Origin of the sequence: Flavivirga rizhaonensis (assembly GCF_004791695.1) — a bacterium.
GTDB lineage: Bacteria > Bacteroidota > Bacteroidia > Flavobacteriales > Flavobacteriaceae > Flavivirga > Flavivirga rizhaonensis.
In genome coordinates, this window is record NZ_SRSO01000020.1 from 31945 (window position 1) to 53081 (window position 21137).

Sequence of the window (21137 nt, forward strand, 5' to 3'; positions counted from 1 at the left end):
TTACAGTACGTTTAATAATTGTTCTTTAATTTTCTCCAGTTCATCTTTCATTTGAACCACTAATTGCTGCATTGGAGCATAATTACTTTTAGAGCCAATGGTGTTTATTTCTCTACCCATTTCCTGACTAATAAACCCTAATTTTTTCCCGTTAGAGTCTTTAGAATTTATACATTCTATAAAGTAATTTAAGTGATTATTTAAACGTACTTTTTCTTCGGTAATATCAAACTTTTCTATATAATATACTAACTCTTGCTCAAAGCGATTTTCGTCATACTTTTCTTTTAAATCCTCTACACCTTTAAGTAATCGTTCGCGAACCCCTTCAACGCGTTCTGGGTCCATAGCAATAACCTCTTCAAGGGTATTCCTAATTACAATAATACGTTTATTAAAATCCTGCTCAAGTACTTTTCCTTCATCTAACCTATGATTGATTAAATCATTTACAGCAGTATTGATTTGTGCTTCGATAGTGTTCCATTCATCATCATCAATTTCTTCGCGAACTGTATTTAAAGCGTCTGGAAAACGAACAGCCATTTTAAGAAGTTCAATGGCGTCTCCATCCACTACATGTTTTAATTGTTCTATATATTGTTTAACAACAGGTGTATTTATTTGGGTAGATGTATCTTCAGCAGTGGCTTCCACATAAATAGAAAAATCAACTTTACCTCTTTGTATTTTTGCGGCAAGAAGTTTTCGAATAGACAATTCCTTTTCTCTATAAATAGAGGGCATCCTTACATTTAAATCTAAATTTTTACTATTAAGAGATTTAAGCTCTATTGTTATTTTTTTTGTGGGTAATTGCAATACAGACTTTCCATAGCCTGTCATTGAATATATCATAATGTACGTATTAAGTTTTGCAAAGGTAATTAAAACCAAAAGGATAGGAAATAGATAATAAGTACTTTAAACTAATCTGTAGTTTTACATTTTGAAATGAGTCGTTTCAATGACTACAGTTTTTTTGAATACCCCTAGAAAACCTACTAATCTCGGGGTATTCGCAAAAACACTCTAAAAAGAGTTTGCATAGTGTTAACTAGCCTAGAAAACACTATTTTTTAAATCAATCTATATAATTGATTTGTATTAACTTGTTGTTGTTTAACTGCTAACTTATATAATTTTAAAACGTTCATTAACGGCATATTCGTATCTGGTTTATGTGATTTTTTTGAGACTGCTAATAAATACTGAGCATTGAGGTGTTAGTTGAAATTCTTGTTTGTGATGTAAAAAGTGTATGTAGAGCATAGTTTTTCTTCTATAATAAATGTTTTATTATAGAAGATTCAAATTGCTATAAACGTAACTATTATGAATGAGTGCAAAACAAAAAATCAAAGAATTGATTGCACAAAAGATTAAAGAAGCTAAGTAATCAAAAAATCCGTAAACAATTGATAATCAATTGCATTACGGATTTTATATGTACTCAAGGTGGGAATCGAACCCACACTTCCGAAGAAACTGGATTTTGAATCCAGCGCGTCTACCAATTCCGCCACTTGAGCATTAATAAACTAAAAAGACAATTCAAAATTACAAATTATCTCTAATTAAACGGAGCTTTTCTTTTCCGACTCCAGATTTCCAATATTTCTCTCTTTTTCTAGCTTCAACTCTAGTATCCAATGTTTCAGAATATATTAGCTTAAAAGGACAATATGCTCTAGTTGTTTTCTCACGACCCTGATTATGTCTTTCTAATCTATTAGGAATATTAATAGTCATTCCTACATAAATATAATTCCTTGACAAACTTGAAATAGCATAAACATAATACATCTTTCAAAATTTCAGCGCGCCTGCCTGTCGGCAGACAGGTCTACCAATTCCGCCACTTGAGCATTTCGGATAGCAAAAGTATAGATTTTTTCGATATTAAACATAAAAATACTAGTCAATATACTTTTTAGGTTAAAATAAATGTATAAATTTGCACCTCGTTTAAAATAAAGCGCTGTATTGGTGCTGCAAAACAACAAGTTAACTATGCCAATTGTAAAGACCGAAGCTAAAATTTTTGCATGTACACAAAGTAAAGTTCTTGGTGAAAAAATAGCTAAGGCGTTTGGAGCAGATTTGGGTAATGTAATTACTTCTACTTACAGTGATGGAGAGTTTCAACCGTCGTATGAAGAATCTATTCGTGGAACTAGAATTTTTATTATTGGTTCGACAAATCCAGGTCCGGAAAACTTGATGGAGATGTTATTGATGATAGATGCCGCTAAGCGTGCTTCAGCAAGACATATTACTGCAGTATTGCCGTATTTTGGATGGGCAAGACAGGACAGGAAGGATAAACCTCGTGTGCCGATTGCAGCAAAATTAGTTGCTAAAATGTTAGAGGCCGCAGGAGCGACTCGTATTATCACGATGGATTTACATGCCGATCAAATACAAGGCTTTTTTGAAAGACCTGTAGATCATTTATTTGCATCTACTATTTTTCTGCCTTATTTAAAAAGCTTGAATTTAGATAATTTAACGATTGCTTCTCCAGACATGGGAGGATCAAAAAGAGCGTATGCCTATTCTAAAGCATTAGGAAGTGATGTAGTTATTTGTTACAAGCAACGTGCCAAGGCAAATATAATTTCGCATATGGAATTAATTGGAGATGTTACAGGTAAAAATGTAGTATTAGTTGACGATATGGTTGATACAGCTGGTACTTTAACAAAAGCTGCAGATTTAATGATAGAACGTGGTGCATTAAGTGTTAGAGCTATTTGTACGCACCCCATATTATCTGGAAAAGCTTATGAAAATTTAGAAAATTCAAAATTAGAAGAATTGATAGTGACCGATTCTATACCATTATCACAAGACAATGATAAAATTAGAGTGTTAAGTTGTGCAGACTTGTTTGCAGAGGTTATGAATAAAGTTCACAACAACCAATCTATTAGTTCGAAATTTGTAATGTAATCCCTCCCAACCCCCAAGGTAAGGAGTGCTAGATAAGAATAATTATTAATTAATATATAAATAGAAAAATGAAATCAATTACAATCAACGGATCTCAAAGAGAAAGCGTGGGCAAAAAAGCGACAAAAGCCTTACGTAATGCTGGTCAGGTTCCTTGCGTATTATACGGAGGAGATAAGCCAGTTCATTTCGCAGCAGCAGAATTAGCATTCTCTAAACTTGTATACACACCAAATGCGCATACAGTTGTGATTGCTTTAGATAATGGAGAAACTTTTAATGCGGTACTTCAAGATATTCAATTTCACCCAGTTACAGATAGAATTTTACATGTAGACTTTTATCAATTATTTGAAGATAAAGAAATTGCTTTAAATATTCCGGTACAGCTTGTAGGGAACTCAAAAGGTGTTAAAAATGGTGGTGTTCTAAGAAGAAATAACAGAAAGTTACGTATTAAAGCACTTCCAGTGAACTTACCAGATTTTATAGAGATAGATATTACACCTCTAAAAATTGGAGATAAAGTTGCAGTAGGAGATTTATTAAATGACAAGTATTCGTTTTTACATACAGACAACACTGTAGTATGTCAAATTAAGACTTCTAGAGTAGCGATTGAAGATGAAGAAGATGAAGAAGAAGAAGGAGCAGAAGGGGCAGAGGCACCAGCAGCTGAGGGAGCAGAAGCAGCACCAGCAGCTCAAGAATAGATTATTCTTAACTTAAATATTAAAAGCATTCTGTATTATTCAGGATGCTTTTTTATTTTTACAGAAATATAATAAGAATGTATCGGTTTTTACTCAGACTATTTAAGAGAAAAAAGGAAAAAGAAGGCCAAGATATAATGAAGAAATATTTAATAGTAGGTTTAGGGAATATTGGTGAGAAATATGCAAACACACGCCACAATATAGGCTTTAAAATATTAGACTATTTTGCTAAAAAAGAAGCATTAACTTTCGAAACTCAAAAATTAGGAGACATTACTACGTATAAATTAAAAGGGAGAACGTTTATTTTTTTAAAACCTAATACCTATATGAATTTAAGTGGTAAAGCGATATTGTACTGGTTAACAAAAGAAAAAATTCCTTTAGAAAACGTATTAGTAATTACAGATGATTTAAATCTGCCCTTTGGGAGTATTCGATTGAAAGCAAAAGGAAGTGATGGAGGGCATAATGGGTTGAAGGACATACAGGAAAAATTAAATACAACTAAATACAATCGCTATAGATTTGGAATTAGTGATGCTTTTTCTAAAGGAAGACAAATTGATTATGTTTTGGGAGAATGGAATCAAGAAGAATTAGACAAGCTTAAAGAGCGTTTAGATAAATCAGTTGAGCTTATAAAATCCTTTGTTTTAGCAGGAATGAATATTACTATGAATACTTTTAATGGTAAATAAAAAAAGATGTTTATAAAGTGTCATTCTGAATGAAAATGAAGAATCTTTTTAAAATTAAACATATCAATTTGAGATTTTTCGACTGCGCTCAAAATGACAATTTCTAAGCTTTTTAGACAATGTTATTTAATAATAATTTTTTTAGTAGACTCTCTAAGACCATCATTTATTCTTAAAATATACAAGCCAGATTGTACATTGTTTAAATCGATACTTTGGTTAAAGTCACCAGTACCTTCAAATATATTTTTATAAATAAATTGTCCTCTTGCATCAAAAACTTCAACGGTAATACCTCTATTTAAAGCGCCGTTTAGTTTAACATTGAATTTCCCGTTGTTGGCATTAGGGTATATTATCAGGTTGTCGTAACCAGATTCTTCAATAGCTAGGGTTGGTATTATTGTAATAGTATAGTCTTCAACCTCTCCATCAAAACCGTTTTCCGAAGGAATTGGTTCCTGATTACCAGAGTCTCCTATATATCTTGTAGCTATTCTCATGATAGTATTTCCTAAAACAGCGTCAATTGGAATACTAATAGAAAGTGGTGAATTATTAGTAGCTTCATTTGAAACATTGGTAGCATCCCCTAAATCATATGCTTCACCTGGGTCATCAAAACTGGAATTTTGGTTCCAATCCATCCATACTTTTGTTGCTGTAGTAAAATTTCCTTCGGTATTAACATTTACGGTTAAATCGTATGAACTATCCCTATTTACTTCAGTAATAATAGATGAGAAATCGGAATAACTGGAAGGTTTTTCAGAAATTTGATTGATAGTATTAAATTGAACTAAAGTTATTGAGGTATCATATTCAAAATCATCTGGTAATATATTGATTGTGTAATCTTCAACCTCACCATCAAAACCATTATCACAAGAAGTTGGTAATCCATCATCTTTAAATTTTGTTGAAACTCGCATCGTAGTATTCCCTGGAACAGCATTTAAAGGGACGGTGATTGAAATTGGAGAATTAGCTGTTGCTCCATTGGCAATGTTAGAAGCATCCCCCAAATCGTATTCTTCACCTGCATCATTAAAACTACAGTTTTGATTCCAATCTATCCAGACTTTAGTTGCCGTGATAAAATCTCCGTCAGTATTAACATTCACAGTTAAATCATATGAAATATTTCTATTTAAATCTGTAATTATAGAGGTGTAATCTGAGTAGCCAGAAGGTTTGGCAGAGGCATTATTAATTGTATTAAATTGAACTAACGTTGTACTTGTGTTATACGTTGTGTTTCCAGCGGAAGAACAAATTCCATTGAAAAAAGGAAATGTAACATTATTATTTTTTGTAATAGATGTTGAAGTTCCTGTAATTATTAAAGGATAGTCAGCTTGAGCAATGCCATCTAAATCATTAATAGTCATTGTGACAGTTCCAGAATCACTCAAATTTGTTGGTAAAAAAGTAACCGTAGAACCTGCTGGGTTTCCTGAAACGCTAAAAACAGTATTTTCTGAAAAACCATTCGCCGTAACATAATCAAAATTAAATGTTGCTGTAGTTGCTCCACAATCAATTGGATTTAAAGTTTCTTCAACTATGAAAAAACTAGGAGTAGGAGAAATAGAAAAATTAAAGTTAGAAACATCATAAAAAATGTTGTCAGCGGCTTCAATTAATAGTCGTGCTGCAGAAGTATCGGGAATGGCAGGCACAGTATAATCAAAAGAGCCATCGTTGGGCGTGTTTGATGCTATGGTTATAGGGAATGTAACACCTCCATCAGTTGATAGTTTTATGTTTACATTTTGGCAATTTATTGTGGCGTTAGTTGTTTGTCCTATTTCCCATTCAATGGTTTGCATAGACCCTTGCGCCCAGGAAACAGGATTGGTCATAGTAAAGGGAGTCACATCTTCAACTATGATTTGCATGGTGTCAAAACTACTTTGTCCACCAGTAGAAGCAATTGGAGCCCGATCTCTAACTGTTAATGCCCAATTTAAAGTCCTTGCCACAGTTGACACTGTTTCCCAATCACTACCTAATGTAGGGGCGGTTTGTATAGTATTACCCGCAATGACACTGGCAAATTTAGGTATATATCTATCCGGAGAGTTTGAGGGAGGAAGTGATCTATTCATTGAACCAGAAGTTAATGTAGAACCAAAATTCTGGAAATTGGAAATTCCGTCGTCGATTTGTTCCCAACAATATGTTAGATTGTCTCCTCCGTCTAAATCGGTAGCAGCACCATTTAAAACATAAGCAGTACCTTTAGGGATGTTGTAATTGTTTCCAGCATCAGCACTTGGCGGATTATTTGAGATAGCTTCAGTTGTTTGACAACTTTTAGTACTTAAATTATCTAATATTTGTTTAATACTATGATAATGGAAATAGTCATCACCATTTAGTTCTACATTATTAGCCCCTTCAATACCAGCATATCCCATTATGGTTGACCCGCTCCCAGGTTCAGAATTCACACCTGTTCCTTCGCTTTCAAAAGCCCAAGTGTGATTAGCTCCCATTTGGTGTCCAATTTCATGAGCTACAAAATCCAAATCAAAAGTATCACCTTCAGGAGTCGAATTACTAGGAGATGTATACCCACTACCTTTGTTTTTGTCTAAGGAGTTTCCTGCGTTATCATTTCTACAAACACATCCAATACAGCCAGCATTTCCACCACCACCTGTAGCCCCCAAGAGATGTCCAATATCATAAGCAGCATTACCAAGTTCGGTAGTCAACGTATTTTGTAATTGAAGACTCCACCCATTAGTATTATTTGAATTATCATTACTTGTTCCCTCAGAAGCATCAGAGTAAGGGTCTGTGGCAGCATTATTATATATTAATTGCGTAGCATTAACAAGCTCAAACGTCACACCCATATCCGTCTCAAAGATTTCATTAACTCTACCTAAAGTTGTATTTATTGCCGCAAGTGCATCAGCAATAGCATCCCCATTACCAGCATTTCCATCATCATGATAAGCTGTGTATTCTGATGTCGTAGAAATCGCAATTCTAAATTTTTGTAGTGTTTGGTTATTAGCACCTCCCTCATTAACCTTTGCTGTTTCTGTACTTTTATTAAATGATTTATTTAATTTATCTAGAGTTTTGCATTCAAATTTATCGGCAAAAGAGTTTTTAGAACGTTTATCATAAACAACATATTTATTAGAACCTTTTGTTAAAGGTTGCATAAATACATTAGAGTTGTTAACATAAGAAATCATGGTTTGTACACCTTGAGGAGACATACTCATTCTTAAACGTGTTCCAGAATTATTTATACTAATACCTACATATGATTTAATGTTTGGGTATTTAGAAGCGAGTTCGGGTGAAAAAACAGGCGCTTCATAAATTTTGAAGCTTTCAATTTGTCCGTTAATTCCAGGTAAAGAAATGATCGTTTCTTTTTTATTTTTAGCACTCCTTAAAGTTGTTGAAGCCGTACTTTTTTTAAACGATTTTATATCAAGTTCAAATAGATGAACTTGATTTTTATCTAAGTGAAATTTAGATAGTTTTTCAGGATTTTTTAAATTTTCGACCTGTTTCCATGAAGAATTTTGAGCAATAGCTGAAAATGCAAACAAAAGCATTGTTATTGAAAAAACATAATGTAGTTTTGTTTTCATAAAAAATATTTAGGGCGTTTTTATTAAGCGATCTATGAACAAATCTAGCTTTTTTAGGTGGAATTAGCAATTTAACTTATTAAATGGGTAAGGTAAAAGACATCAAAACTTATAAATCTGTAGGAGATACAGTGGTTACAATTGGTACTTTTGACGGCGTCCATATTGGGCATCAAAAAATAGTTAAGCGGTTAATTACCAGTGGGAAAATAAATGGGTTAAAATCTGTAATTCTAACTTTTTTTCCACACCCTCGAATAGTTTTGCAGAAAGATTTTAATATAAAATTAATTAATACGATTAACGAACGACGAAGTATTTTAGGCGATTTAGGTTTGGATTACTTACTTGTTAAAGAATTTACCAAAGAATTTTCACGACTTTCTGCAGAAGATTTTGTAAAACAAATTTTGGTCGATAAATTAAATGCAAAAAAGGTAATTATTGGCTACGATCATAGGTTTGGAAGAAATAGAAATGCAAATATCGATGATTTAAAAAAGTTTGGAGATATTTATGGATTCGAGGTTGAAGAAATATCAGCACAAGATGTAAATGATGTCGCAGTTAGTTCTACTAAAATTAGGAAAGCGTTAAAAGAGGGTGATATTATTAAAGCCAATACTTATTTAGGATATAACTTCTCCATAACAGGAATAGTAACAAAAGGTAAAGGATTAGGGAGGCAATTAAATTTTCCAACAGCCAATGTTAAAGTAGAAGAAGATTACAAATTAATCCCAAAACAAGGATCTTATATCGTAAAGGCTGTTATTGATAATACACCAATTTATGGTATGATGAATATAGGCGTAAATCCAACTGTTAATGGTAAAAAAGAAACTATTGAAGTTCACTTTTTTAATTTTAATAAGGATATTTATGGAGAAGAAATTCAAATTGAATTACTACATCGTATTCGCGATGAAGAAAAGTTTGAATCTGTTGAAGCCTTAAAAATGCAATTAAAAAAAGATAAAGAAATGGCACTTACATATATTGCAACACATCATGTTTAATAAATGGCTATTTAAAAATATTGATAATTCTGCATTGATAGTTTTCCGAATTATTTTTGGATTACTTTGTTTTTTAGAATCGGCTGGCGCTATTTTTACTGGTTGGATAAGGAAAACGTTAGTAGAACCAGAATTCACCTTTTCTTTTATTGGGTTTGAATGGTTACAACCTCTTCCAGGGGGTGGGATGTATTACTACTATGCCATTATGGGTCTGTTTGCATTATTCATTATGGTGGGTTACAAATATAGGTTGAGCGCTTTATGTTTTGCTCTCATGTGGGCTGCAACTTATTTAATGCAGAAATCGTCCTATAATAATCACTATTATTTATTGATGCTTTTAAGTAGTATTATGGTCTTTCTTCCAGCACATAAATACGCTTCAGTAGATGTAAAACTAAATCCTAAATTAAAAAGTTTATCAATGCCTCAATGGTGTCGTTTGGTTATTATATTACAACTTTTTATTGTTTATACATATGCTTCAATAGCAAAATTATATCCAGATTGGTTAGACACCAGCGTTATGGAGATACTTATGCGAAGTAAGCAAGATTATATTTTAATAGGCGACATACTTCAACAGAAATGGCTACATTATATTCTAGCTTACGGGGGTATTGTGTTTGATGGATTAATAGTTCCATTATTATTATTTAAACCAACAAGAAAATATGCCTTTATGGCTTCTATTTTCTTTCATTTGTTTAATTCGATTGTATTTCAAATAGGTATTTTCCCGTACTTGTCGTTAGCCTTTTCATTGTTCTTTTTTGAAGCTGAAAAAATTCAAAAGTTGTTTTTGAAAAAGAAACCTTTTTATAATTTAGAAAAGGTTGTAATTCCAAAGATGAAAACGCCTTTACTAGTTATTTTATCCGTTTATTTTTTAACTCAAATAGGATTACCACTACGGCATCATTTTATTGAAGACGATGTACTTTGGACAGAAGAAGGGCATAGGCTTTCGTGGCGTATGATGCTTAGATCGAAAAGCGGTAGAACAAATTATAGGGTTGAAAATAAAGAATCCGGAAAAAACCTTATAGTTAATTTGAGTGACTATTTAGCTCCAAAGCAAAGACGTTCTGCGAGTACAAAACCAGATGTCATCTGGCAATTTGCACAGCATTTAAAACAAAAGTTTAAAGAAGATAATCAAGAGGTGGCGGTTTATGTTGATTGCAAAGTAAGCGTAAACGGAAAACCATATAAAACATTAATAAACCCAGAAGTAGATTTATCAAGTGTTGAATGGAATACGTTTAAACATAACGATTGGATTTTACCTTCAAAAGAGGATTAGTTTCTCACAAAGACACAAATTTTTAGTAAATAGAAGGGCTTTCTGATTCGTTTTTTAGAGACTAAAAAACACCCTAAGTGTCGATTTTCATAAATTAACGTTTGATCTATGTAACTGCAAACTGCTACTGATGACTGTGACTATTATTATGTTACCCTAAAAGCTCTATGCACCCACTTATTTCTTTAAATACTACCTTAAAATGCAATAAAATGTATTCAATTTCCTAAATTTGTCGCTTAAATTTTCAAGACATGTTACAAGTCCCTTTTATTAGAGAAAACAAAGATTTAGTAATTGAACGATTAGCAAAAAGAAATTTAGATGCTACTCAAATGGTAAACGATGTTATTTCCTTTGATGAAGATAGAAGACGTATCCAAACAGAATTAGATAATACATTAGCAGAATCTAATTCATTATCTAAAGAAATAGGGAACTTGTTTAAATCTGGAGAAGCTCAAAAAGCAAATCTTTTAAAAGAAAAAGCAACACAGTTAAGAGAAACTTCAAAAGAACTTGCCGAAACCCTTAATAATAAGTCAGATGCGTTAAAGGAATTACTCTATAAAATTCCTAACGTTCCAAATGAGATTGTGCCTTCAGGAAATTCAGATGAAGACAATCAAGAAGTTTTTAAAGAAGGAGACATTCCTGTTTTATACGAAGGCGCTCTGCCACATTGGGAGCTTGCTAAGAAATACGACATTATAGATTTTGAACTTGGAAACAAAATTACAGGGGCAGGTTTTCCAGTTTTTAAAGGTAAAGGAGCTAGGCTACAACGCGCACTGATTGCCTATTTTTTAGATAAAAATACAGCGGCAGGTTATACAGAATATCAGTTACCACACTTAGTAAACGAAGCATCTGGTTTCGGTACAGGGCAGTTGCCAGATAAAGAGGGTCAAATGTATCACGTAACCGAAGATAATTTGTATTTAATACCAACGGCAGAGGTGCCTGGAACCAATATTTTTAGAGACGTAGTCTTAAATGAGAGAGAACTCCCTATTGGCATTACTGGTTATACGCCATGTTTTCGCCGTGAAGCAGGGAGTTATGGCGCCCACGTAAGAGGCCTGAACAGATTGCATCAATTCGATAAAGTTGAAATATTACGAGTAGAGCACCCAAGTAAATCTTATGAAGCTCTAGATGGTATGGTAAATCATGTCAAGACGATTCTTCAGGAATTAAAATTACCATATAGAATTTTAAGACTCTGTGGAGGAGATTTAGGATTTACATCAGCACTAACATACGATTTTGAAGTATTTTCTACAGCACAAGACAGATGGTTAGAAATTTCTTCAGTATCCAATTTTGAGACTTTTCAAGCAAACCGCTTAAAGTTACGTTTTAAAAATAGTGATGGTAAAAACGAATTAGCACATACGTTAAACGGAAGTTCTTTAGCACTACCTAGAGTGCTTGCAGGAATTTTAGAAAATTATCAAACCAAAGATGGTATAGTAATACCAGAGGTACTACAAGCTTATACAGGGTTCAGTATTATTGATTGAAAGTTAAATCCTGCATCATGTAAGTGTTTTGATTATAAAATCGATGAAATACATTTTTGGCATGCTGTTTAACGATTAAGCTACGATTATTTTTGTGTTAAGGTATATATTTTGGATGTTAGCTAGACCAAACTTACCTAACCATGAAGAACTTTAAACGCATAGTAATATTAATTACATTAATCTTTTTTGCAAGCAAAGTTTTATTTTCAGATTTCGAAATTTCTAAGTCTGAAAATGAAGTTACTGCAGTCGTAAATAAATAGAGATTTTTTTCATTTATAAAAACTGTCCCCAATCATATATTACATCGTTTTTAATATTAACGGTAGTTAATGGAACATTTATTTTGGTTGGTTAGTGCCCGAATTTTTATTCGGGCATTTTTTTTAACAAAACCCAGCTTTGAAGAGTTTTTAAAACATATTCAAAATAATAAGTTGATCTAATTCCCAGTATATGGTGTGATGTTATAATTTTTACTTTGTAATTTCTATATGAGTTCAAAAATTCGCGAATATTACAATATCTACATGTTACATTTCTTATATTTACGTTATGAGATATATCTATACTTTATTCTTATTAGTTTGTACAATCACGTTTTCTCAAAATGATATTCTTGCAAAGGAATATTTCAAAAAAGGGGACTTTGAAAAGGCATTGTATGAATATAAAAAGTTATATGCCAAATCGCCCTCCAATATTAATTATATCAATCAAATTGTAATTACACATCAGCAATTAGAGCAGTATGATGAAGTAGAAATATTTCTTTTAAAATTAATGGAAAGGATTAATTATCCTGCATTTTTAGTAGAATTAGGTTATAATTATCAGCTTAAAAATGATTTGGAAAATGCTACAATTAATTATAATAAAGCCATAGCGGCTATAGATGAAAGAGCAAGTAACGTGTTCTCTGTAGCAAGAAGTTTTCAGAGTCATACACTTTTAAACGAAGCAGTTGTATCTTATGAAAAAGCGATGCTATTAAACCCAGATTTTAATTTTAATCTACAATTAGCTAAAATATATGGAGAGCAAGGAAATATAGAAAAAATGTTTAATAGCTACATTCATTTTGCAGAATCTAATCCCGTAAGTTTGAATAATATTAAAAGAGCTATTAGTGATTTTATAAGTGAGAATAGTGCGAATGAAAACAATATAATATTTCGAAAAGTTTTACTAAAAAAAAATCAGTTAGAACCTAATTTGCTTTGGAATGAGTTGTTAAGTTGGTTATTCATTCAACAAAAAGACTTTAACAAAGCATTCATTCAAGAAAAGGCTATTTTTAATAGACAACCAGACAACTTAAACAGGATAGAAGAGCTAGCATTAATAGCCTCTAATGAAAACGAAAATGACGTCGCTAAAGACGTTTTTGCATACATAATTGAAACGGCACAAGACTCAGGTACGAAATTAAAAGCACATTATAATTTACTTCAATTAGAGACTAAAGAAAGTGTAAAAGAAAATTATGCCAATATTAATACTAAATATTTAGAGCTTTTTAAGGAATTTGGAACATTTTCACAAACCTTAAAATTGCAAATAGCGTATGCTCACTTTTTAGCATTCTATATGAATGAAACCAACAAAGCAACAGCGTTTTTAGAAAATGCATTAAAATTACCAATAACTAAATTACAGAAAGCAGAGGTTAAATTAGAGCTAGGAGATATTCTCATATTACAAGAAAAGTTCAACAAAGCTTTAATCTACTATACACAAATTCAGCGTAATTTAAAAAATAGTACCATTTCTCAAGAGGCACGCTATAAAGTGGCAAAAGCAAGCTATTATAAGGGCGATTTTAAATGGGCGGAGTCGCAACTTAAAATTTTAAAAGCTTCAACCTCTCAACTTATTGCTAATGATGCATTAGATTTAAAACTACTTATTTCTGATAATAAATATGAAGATTCGTTACAAACAGCTCTAAAACTTTATTCCAAAGCAGATTTGCTAGCTTTTCAAAATAGAAATGAAGAATCTATTTCATTATTAAATAAGATTTTAAATGAACATAAAACCGAACCTATAATTGCTCAGGCATTATATAAACAAGCTCAATTATTTGAAGCTAAAAAGCAATATGAGAAAGCCGTATCCAATTACGAGGCTATTATAGCTAATCATAGAGATGGTATTTTAATAGATGATGCCTACTTTAAATTAGCAGAGATTTATGAAAAACAACTGAATTTACCCGAAAAAGCAAAAACGCTATATGAGTTAATAATCTTTAATCATGCCGATAGTATTTATTTTGTAGATGCCAGAAAACGCTATAGAGCACTGCGGGGTGATGCTATAAACTAGCCATGATAATAACAGAAACCGAGCGCTTAATTATTTCAAAATTCACAATTGAAGACGCATCATTTTTTTTAGAATTAACAAATACGCCTAATGCGCTTAAATATATTGGTGATAAAAATCTAAAGAGTGTAGAAGATGCAGAAAAGTACCTTACAAACAAGACTATTAAAAGCTACCATGATTTTAAGTTCGGATTTTACAAGCTTGAGTTAAAAGAAGAGAAGAACAAACCTATTGGAACTTGCGGACTTGCAAAACGAAAAGAACTGGATGATGTAGATCTTGGATTTGCGTTTCTTCCTGAATATGAAGGTAGAGGTTTTGGTTATGAAGCCTCAAAAGGAGTCATGACATTAGCAAAACAAACTTTTAAATTAAACAAACTTATAGCGATAACAGTGCCCTATAATAAAAACTCAATTAAGTTATTAGAAAAGTTAGGCTTTGCTTGTGAAAAAACAGTAAAACCTTTTGAAGATGATGAAGAACTCCTGTTATTTGCAAAAAATATATAAGTTATGATTATATACAACGTAACAGCAAACATAGACGAATCTATTCATGACGAATGGTTAACATGGATAAAAGAACATATTCCACAAGTATTATCTACAGGAAAATTTGAAAAAGCGACTTTAAGTAGGGTTTTAGTAGAAGAAGATATGGGAGGAGTTACCTATTCCATTCAATATCGATCGTATTCGCGAGAAGCCTTAGATGCTTATTATAGAGAAGACGCCGAAAAATTACGAGCTGATGGGATGAAAAAATTCGCAGATAAGATGTTAGCGTTTAGAACAGAACTGGAAATTATTGATGAATACTCAGTAACTTTTAAATAATTATAATACAAAGACCTGACAGGTTTTTAAAACCTGTCAGGTCTAAATAGTGAATCTAACTTGATGAGCTAGAGTTTTAAATAGTCTGTGCGTAGTCGCTGAGCTTAGTCGAATCAAGAATCCATTTATATAACTTACTTTTGTATTCATAAACATCTGTAATTCGTGGCGTACAATCCAAACCAACATCAGGTAAAAGCAAAAAAATATTTAGGGCAACATTTTTTAAATGATGAATCTGTTGCACAAAAAATTGCCGATACACTTACTTTAAAAGGTTATAAAAATGTTTTAGAGATTGGCCCAGGAATGGGGGTGTTAACTAAGTATTTGCTAAAAAAAGATATTACAACATATGTGATAGAAATTGATACCGAGTCTGTAGAATATTTACAAGCCAGTTACTTAAATCTGGCTCCGAGAATCATAGAAAAGGATTTCTTAAAGTACGATTTAAACACTGTTTTTAATCAGGAACCCTTTGCTATCATAGGTAACTTTCCATATAATATTTCTACGCAAATAGTTTTTAAAACTTTAGAAATGCGTGACCAAATCCCCGAATTTTCAGGGATGTTTCAAAAAGAAGTAGCACAGCGCATTTGCTCTAAAGAAGGCAGTAAAGTTTATGGAATTCTATCCGTTTTAGCACAAGCGTATTATGATGCCGAATATTTATTTACAGTGCCACCAGATGTTTTTAATCCGCCGCCAAAAGTAGAATCAGGCGTATTAAGACTTATCAGAAAAAAGGATTATACGTTACCTTGTGACGATGCATTATTTTTTAGAGTCGTAAAAACCGCATTCCAACAACGCAGAAAAACACTTCGTAACAGTTTAAAAACATTCAATTTATCCGATAATTTAAAAGCAAATGTTATATTTGGCAAACGTCCAGAACAATTAAATGTTCAAGAATTTATCGAACTCACACAATTGATTGAAAAAGACGTGTAGAACCTTTTAAATTTTCCTTTTTTGTTAGAAGAAAAAGAAAACATACAATTTCAGCTTACAGATGAACTCATTGAGCAAGTAGAACGTTTAGTCGAAAACCAAAACGATAAAGAACTACAAAAGCTTTTAAAAGAGTTTCACTACGCAGATATTGCTGAAGTTTTAGATGAATTAAATTTAGAAGACGCAGTATATGTTATAAAGCTTCTAGATTCTGAAACGACTTCAGATGTCTTGATGGAACTGGACGAGGACAATCGAGAAAAGGTATTAAAAAATCTTTCTGCTAAAGAAATTGCTGAAGAAATTGAAGAGTTAGATACCGATGATGCAGCAGATATTATTTCTGAGTTACCGGAAGAACGCCAACAAGAAGTTATCTCGAAAATTGAAGATGAAGAACATAAGGCGGAAATCACAGAACTTTTGGCTTATGATGAAGATACCGCAGGTGGACTTATGGCTAAAGAGCTCGTAAAAGTTTATGAAACCTGGACCGTTGCAGGCTGTTTACGACGTATTAGAGGACAAGCCAAAGAAGTAACCAGAGTACATTCTATTTATGTCGTTGATAAACAAGATAAACTCATAGGCCGCCTTTCCTTAAAAGATCTTATTGTTGCCAAAAACGAGAAAAAAATTGCAGATATCTACATATCTAATGTAGATTATGTAGAAGTAAACGAAGATGTTGAAGATGTTGCTAAAGTCATGGCAAAATACGATTTAGAAGCCATTCCGGTTGTTGACGAAAATCAAACATTATTAGGAAGAATAACCATTGATGATATTGTAGATGTTTTAAAAGAAGAAGCCGATAAAGATTATCAATTAGCAGCAGGTATTACACAAGATGTAGAAGCCGATGACAGTATTTTAGAACTTACCAGAGCGCGCTTACCATGGCTAGTTTTAGGCTTAGTTGGAGGCGTAGGGGCTTTTTTAATTATGGAAGGCTTTCAAGAATCATTTAAAGAAAAAGCCATCCTTTTCTTTTTTACACCTTTAATAGCAGCAATGGCAGGTAATGTTGGTGTACAATCTAGCGCGATTATTGTGCAGGGATTAGCTAATGATGATTTGAGAGGAAGTATTAACAGTAGGTTGATAAAGGAAATGCTTTTAGCCGCGCTAAATGGCGTTATACTAGCCATTTTTTTATTTTTATTTGTTTGGTTTTACAAAGGAGAATTAGACAAAGCATTAGCAATATCGATTTCATTAATAGTTGTCATAATTGTAGCAGGTTTAATAGGAACTTTTGTACCGTTATTCTTAAACAAACGTGGTGTAGATCCTGCTATTGCAACGGGACCATTTATAACAACCAGTAATGATATTTTAGGAATTCTTCTTTATTTTTGGATAGCTGAATTAATAATAAATATCTATAATTAAAATTCCAACATAAGCCTCAAAAACGTAAATATTTAATTATTGGTAAATTAAATTGGTGTATCCTTTTCAAATACAGAGAGAAATCACTTAAATAATAAATTCAAAAAAATAGATTTTGAAAATACTTCACTTAGACACCAATCACGAATTAATGATCGACCAGCTTACCGATCTAGGATTTGTAAATCACGAAGATTACACATCATCAAAAGAAGCGATTGAAGCAAAGATTAAAGATTATGATGGGATTGTTTTACGAAGTAGGTTTACTATAGACAAACAGTTTTTAGATGCAGCAACAAACCTTAAATTTATAGGCAGAGTAGGTGCAGGATTAGAAAATATTGATTGTAATTATGCCGAAAAAAAAGGAATAACTCTAATTTCGGCACCAGAAGGAAATAGAAATGCCGTTGGAGAACACACATTGGGGATGTTATTATCATTATTTAACAAGCTTAACAAAGCAGACTTAGAAGTTAGACAGGGTGAATGGTTACGTGAAGATAACCGAGGTATAGAACTCGATGGAAAAACGGTAGGGATTATTGGATACGGGAATATGGGAAAAGCTTTTTCCAAAAAGTTACGGGGTTTTGATGTAGAGGTGCTTTGCTACGATATTAAAGAGCGTGTAGGAGATGCAAATGCAAAACAAGCATCACTAGCAGAATTTCAAGACAAAGTAGATGTAGTAAGCTTGCACACGCCAGAAACACCATTAACTATAAATATGATTGATAATGCATTTATCAATCAATTTAAAAAATCGTTTTGGTTAATAAATACAGCACGAGGCAAAAGCGTAGTAACCAAAGATTTAGTTTCAGCTTTAAAATCTGGAAAAATACTAGGAGCAGGCCTTGATGTTTTAGAATACGAAAAAGCTTCATTTGAAAATCTATTTAAAAAAGATACTACATCAAACCTTACAGAAATGCCAGAAGCCTTTCAATATTTAATTGATTCGAAAAACGTTATTTTATCACCACATGTAGCTGGCTGGACTATTGAAAGTAAAGAGAAATTAGCACAAACCATCGTAGATAAAATTAAAGTGAATTTTTGCTAAATTTAACGGGTTATAGTAATAACTTTTAATTTTAGACTGAGTGTCAGGTTGAGCGCAGTCGAAACCTATTTAAATTTATAGATTTTAATGACCTTTCGACTTTAGTTTATGCTAAGCGTAACCGAAGTACTTAAGGTGTCGATAAGTATTCATCAGATACAAATAATTTAATATGAGCAATTTTTTAAATCTAACTCGTTAAATTTAGTATATGAAAAAAACTATTTTAGTTTTTACACTTTTAATTGTTGCGCTCTATACCATTTTTAGAATTAGTAAATACTCTTTAATTCTGGGAGGAACTTCAATAGAGTTTATTATAATAGCTATTGCCATTGTGTTTTTTATTGTTGGTATTTATATTAATAAAAAAAGCCTGCACAAGCCACAAAATACTTCAGAAAACATAAATTATCAAAAAATTAAAGAATTGGAGATAACCCCTCGCGAGTATGAGGTGCTTCAAGCCATTTCAGAAGGTTTATCTAATAAAGAAATTGCGGAAAAATTATTTTTATCAGAAAGTACAATCAAAACTCATGTTTCCAATTTATTAGTAAAACTTAATGCAAAAAGACGTACACAAGCTATTCAAATTGCAAAAGACCATAAGATTTTATAGCTTTAGGACTAAAGTATAAGGTGTTTGGTACTTTAGTATGAGGCCGATTATAGCAATCGCTGGTAATTTTATACCTGTAGGATCAAATATTAATTTTTAAAATCAACAATATGACATTAGGAGCATTTTCGGTAAGTTTAAGCGTTAAAGATATCAACGTATCTAAAGTATTTTATGAGAATCTTGGATTTAAGGTTTTCGCTGGCGATTTAGAAAGAAATTATCTCATTATGAAAAACGGGAATGCTTTAGTAGGGCTTTTTCAAGGCATGTTTGAGAATAATATCTTAACCTTTAACCCTGGGTGGGATGAAAATGCGAATAAATTAGATGAGTTTACAGATGTCCGAGATATTCAAAAACACTTAAAAAGTAAAAACATCAAATTTGAAAACGAAGCAGATGAAAATACTAAAGGACCAGCAAGTTTTGTTATAATGGATCCAGATGGTAATACCGTTTTAATCGATCAACATGTTTAATATAATATAGAAATTATGCTAAGTACAATTAAAAAATTTGGAGGTTATTCGGCTATAACAGGAGGGTTCATTTTTATTGGTGGACATTTTTTCGATTGGAATGTTGATTTTACGATCTTAGAGATTCTCGGTTACCTAGCTATTTTGGTCTCATTATCTTTCGTGTTTTTTGGAATAAAACATTTTAGAGATCAAATAAATAGTGGTATTATTTCATTTAAAAGAGCATTGCTCATTGGATTGGTGATTTCAGCAATTTCCGGCATAGTAATAGGCCTTTTAGATGTTGTTTATGTCACTGTGATAAACCCTGACTTTGTTGTTGAATACAAAACATATGCTTTGGAAGGCATGAAAAATACTTTGTCAGCAAATGAATTCGAATTAAAAAAAGCAGCATTAGAAGAGCAAATGGAACTATTTGCAAATCCAATATTTACTTGGGCAATTATGTTTACAATAGTATTCGCAATTGGAATCATCATATCTTTATTATCATCCTTAATTTTACAGCGCAAAAACTAATAATATGCAATCAAAAGCCACTACGCCGCAACAATATTTAGATGAATTACCAGAAGAGAGAAAAGAACCGATCAATAAATTAAGACAACAAATTTTAGAAAACCTCCCAAAAGGTATGGAAGAACAAATGAATTATGGCATGCTAGGTTATGTTATCCCACATTCAGTATATCCAGATGGCTACCATTGTGATCCTAAATTACCTTTACCATTCATGAATTTAGCGTCACAAAAGAATTTTATAGCTGTTTATAGTATGGCGCTTTATTCAAAAAAAGAACTGATGGATTGGTTTACTTCAGAGTACGCAAAACAATGTAAGTATAAGCTGGACATGGGAAAAAGCTGTATTCGTTTTAAAAAAATAAATGATATTCCTTTTGAACTCATTGGAGAGCTAACCGGTAAAATTGAAGCAGACGAATGGATTAATATTTACGAAACAGCCATAAAGAATAGAAAAAAATGAAAAAACGTGTCACAGGATTAGGTGGATTTTTCTTTAAATCGAAAGATCCTGATAAGCTTAAAGCATGGTATGGTAAACATCTAGGAATTCCGGTAGACAGCTATGGTTGGACATTTAAGTGGAAAGACGATATAGAAGGCGAAGGGACTACACAATGGTCTCCTTTTAAGGAAGACACATCTTATTTTGAGCCAAGCGAGAAACAATTTATGATGAATTTTAGAGTAGAAGATTTACTTGAGCTATTAAAAGTTTTAAAAGAAGAAGGTGTTACTATTATAGGAAAAGTTGAAGCGTATGAATATGGCAAATTTGGATGGATTGTTGACCCAGAAGGTAATAAAATAGAACTTTGGGAACCAATCGACTCAGCATTTTTGTAATTTAGCGCTCATCCGAATAAACTTAATTATAAGTAATTGACTTATTTAGAAATGAACTCATTTTGATTTTTTGTTTTTAACCGAAAATGAGATAAAATTTGTTCAGACGAGGCACTTTTTGCAAGGTGTAGTATTGCTAAATATAAAAAAAGTAACGAAATATGGACGAATTTTAGCCATTTTTTAGGAAATAGAAAA

Annotated in this window: 20 protein-coding genes and 1 tRNA gene; 17 read left to right on the forward strand and 4 right to left on the reverse strand. The window is 32.1% G+C overall.

Going from position 1 to position 21137, the window contains the following annotated elements; genetic code table 11:
• The 3 genes from EM932_RS13890 to EM932_RS13900 all read right to left on the reverse strand — a co-directional run bounded on the left by EM932_RS13890 (position 1) and on the right by EM932_RS13900 (position 1806).
• Complete coding sequence (locus EM932_RS13890) at positions 1-858, reverse strand: YicC/YloC family endoribonuclease (protein ID WP_135877797.1); 858 nt, start codon at positions 856-858, stop codon at positions 1-3.
• A 592-nt stretch (positions 859-1450) separates the two neighbouring features.
• Positions 1451-1532: transfer RNA gene (locus EM932_RS13895), tRNA-Leu, on the reverse strand.
• A gap of 28 nt (positions 1533-1560) precedes the next feature.
• Positions 1561-1806: a GIY-YIG nuclease family protein gene (locus tag EM932_RS13900; protein ID WP_135877798.1), complete on the reverse strand. Its 246-nt coding sequence runs from the start codon at positions 1804-1806 to the stop codon at positions 1561-1563.
• Between the two features lie 207 nt (positions 1807-2013).
• Here EM932_RS13900 and EM932_RS13905 point away from each other — a divergent pair, with 207 nt between their 5' ends.
• The 3 genes from EM932_RS13905 to pth all read left to right on the forward strand — a co-directional run bounded on the left by EM932_RS13905 (position 2014) and on the right by pth (position 4372).
• Complete coding sequence (locus EM932_RS13905; RefSeq protein WP_135877799.1) at positions 2014-2955, forward strand: ribose-phosphate pyrophosphokinase; 942 nt, start codon at positions 2014-2016, stop codon at positions 2953-2955.
• Between the two features lie 68 nt (positions 2956-3023).
• Entirely contained in the window at positions 3024-3668 is a 645-nt protein-coding gene (locus EM932_RS13910; RefSeq protein ID WP_135877800.1) for a 50S ribosomal protein L25/general stress protein Ctc, read from the forward strand.
• Between the two features lie 77 nt (positions 3669-3745).
• Entirely contained in the window at positions 3746-4372 is a 627-nt protein-coding gene (pth, locus tag EM932_RS13915; protein WP_135877801.1) for an aminoacyl-tRNA hydrolase, read from the forward strand.
• Between the two features lie 122 nt (positions 4373-4494).
• Here pth and EM932_RS13920 read toward each other — a convergent pair whose 3' ends face one another.
• A complete protein-coding gene (locus tag EM932_RS13920; protein ID WP_135877802.1) occupies positions 4495-7998 on the reverse strand; it encodes a zinc-dependent metalloprotease in 3504 nt (1167 codons plus the stop codon).
• Positions 7999-8081: 83 nt separating this feature from the next.
• Between EM932_RS13920 and EM932_RS13925 the strand changes: the two genes are divergently transcribed.
• The 14 genes from EM932_RS13925 (at position 8082) to EM932_RS13990 (ending at position 20939) form a co-directional block, all read left to right on the forward strand.
• Complete coding sequence (locus EM932_RS13925) at positions 8082-9017, forward strand: bifunctional riboflavin kinase/FAD synthetase (protein ID WP_135877803.1); 936 nt, start codon at positions 8082-8084, stop codon at positions 9015-9017.
• Positions 9010-10326: an HTTM domain-containing protein gene (locus EM932_RS13930; RefSeq protein ID WP_135877804.1), complete on the forward strand. Its 1317-nt coding sequence runs from the start codon at positions 9010-9012 to the stop codon at positions 10324-10326. The genes EM932_RS13925 and EM932_RS13930 overlap by 8 nt, the downstream gene beginning before the upstream one ends.
• Positions 10327-10580: 254 nt before the next feature.
• Positions 10581-11852 (forward strand): serine--tRNA ligase, encoded by a 1272-nt coding sequence (gene serS / locus EM932_RS13935; RefSeq protein WP_135877805.1) that lies wholly within the window; start codon positions 10581-10583, stop codon positions 11850-11852.
• A 558-nt stretch (positions 11853-12410) separates the two neighbouring features.
• Entirely contained in the window at positions 12411-14186 is a 1776-nt protein-coding gene (locus EM932_RS13940) for a tetratricopeptide repeat protein (protein WP_135877806.1), read from the forward strand.
• Positions 14187-14188: 2 nt separating this feature from the next.
• On the forward strand, positions 14189-14701 hold the full coding sequence (locus EM932_RS13945) for a GNAT family N-acetyltransferase (RefSeq protein WP_135877807.1): 513 nt from the start codon (positions 14189-14191) through the stop codon (positions 14699-14701).
• Positions 14702-14704: 3 nt separating this feature from the next.
• Entirely contained in the window at positions 14705-15028 is a 324-nt protein-coding gene (locus EM932_RS13950; RefSeq protein WP_135877808.1) for a DUF4286 family protein, read from the forward strand.
• 165 nt (positions 15029-15193) lie between these two features.
• On the forward strand, positions 15194-15988 hold the full coding sequence (gene rsmA, locus EM932_RS13955; RefSeq protein WP_135877809.1) for a 16S rRNA (adenine(1518)-N(6)/adenine(1519)-N(6))-dimethyltransferase RsmA: 795 nt from the start codon (positions 15194-15196) through the stop codon (positions 15986-15988).
• A gap of 21 nt (positions 15989-16009) precedes the next feature.
• Positions 16010-17386, forward strand: coding sequence for a magnesium transporter (mgtE, locus tag EM932_RS13960; RefSeq protein ID WP_211344296.1), 1377 nt, complete (start codon positions 16010-16012; stop codon positions 17384-17386).
• A gap of 115 nt (positions 17387-17501) precedes the next feature.
• Positions 17502-18458, forward strand: a complete 957-nt coding sequence (locus EM932_RS13965) for a 2-hydroxyacid dehydrogenase (protein ID WP_135877810.1) — start codon at positions 17502-17504, stop codon at positions 18456-18458.
• A gap of 211 nt (positions 18459-18669) precedes the next feature.
• Positions 18670-19080: a response regulator transcription factor gene (locus tag EM932_RS13970; protein ID WP_135877811.1), complete on the forward strand. Its 411-nt coding sequence runs from the start codon at positions 18670-18672 to the stop codon at positions 19078-19080.
• A gap of 110 nt (positions 19081-19190) precedes the next feature.
• Complete coding sequence (locus tag EM932_RS13975; protein WP_135877812.1) at positions 19191-19562, forward strand: VOC family protein; 372 nt, start codon at positions 19191-19193, stop codon at positions 19560-19562.
• A 15-nt stretch (positions 19563-19577) separates the two neighbouring features.
• The gene (locus EM932_RS13980) at positions 19578-20087 is read left to right on the forward strand and encodes a DUF4199 domain-containing protein (protein WP_135877813.1); all 510 of its coding nucleotides are present in this window, start codon (positions 19578-19580) and stop codon (positions 20085-20087) included.
• A gap of 4 nt (positions 20088-20091) precedes the next feature.
• On the forward strand, positions 20092-20556 hold the full coding sequence (locus tag EM932_RS13985; RefSeq protein ID WP_135877814.1) for a DUF1801 domain-containing protein: 465 nt from the start codon (positions 20092-20094) through the stop codon (positions 20554-20556).
• Positions 20553-20939 (forward strand): VOC family protein, encoded by a 387-nt coding sequence (locus EM932_RS13990; RefSeq protein ID WP_135877815.1) that lies wholly within the window; start codon positions 20553-20555, stop codon positions 20937-20939. The genes EM932_RS13985 and EM932_RS13990 overlap by 4 nt, the downstream gene beginning before the upstream one ends.
• The last annotated feature ends 198 nt before the right edge of the window (positions 20940-21137 follow it).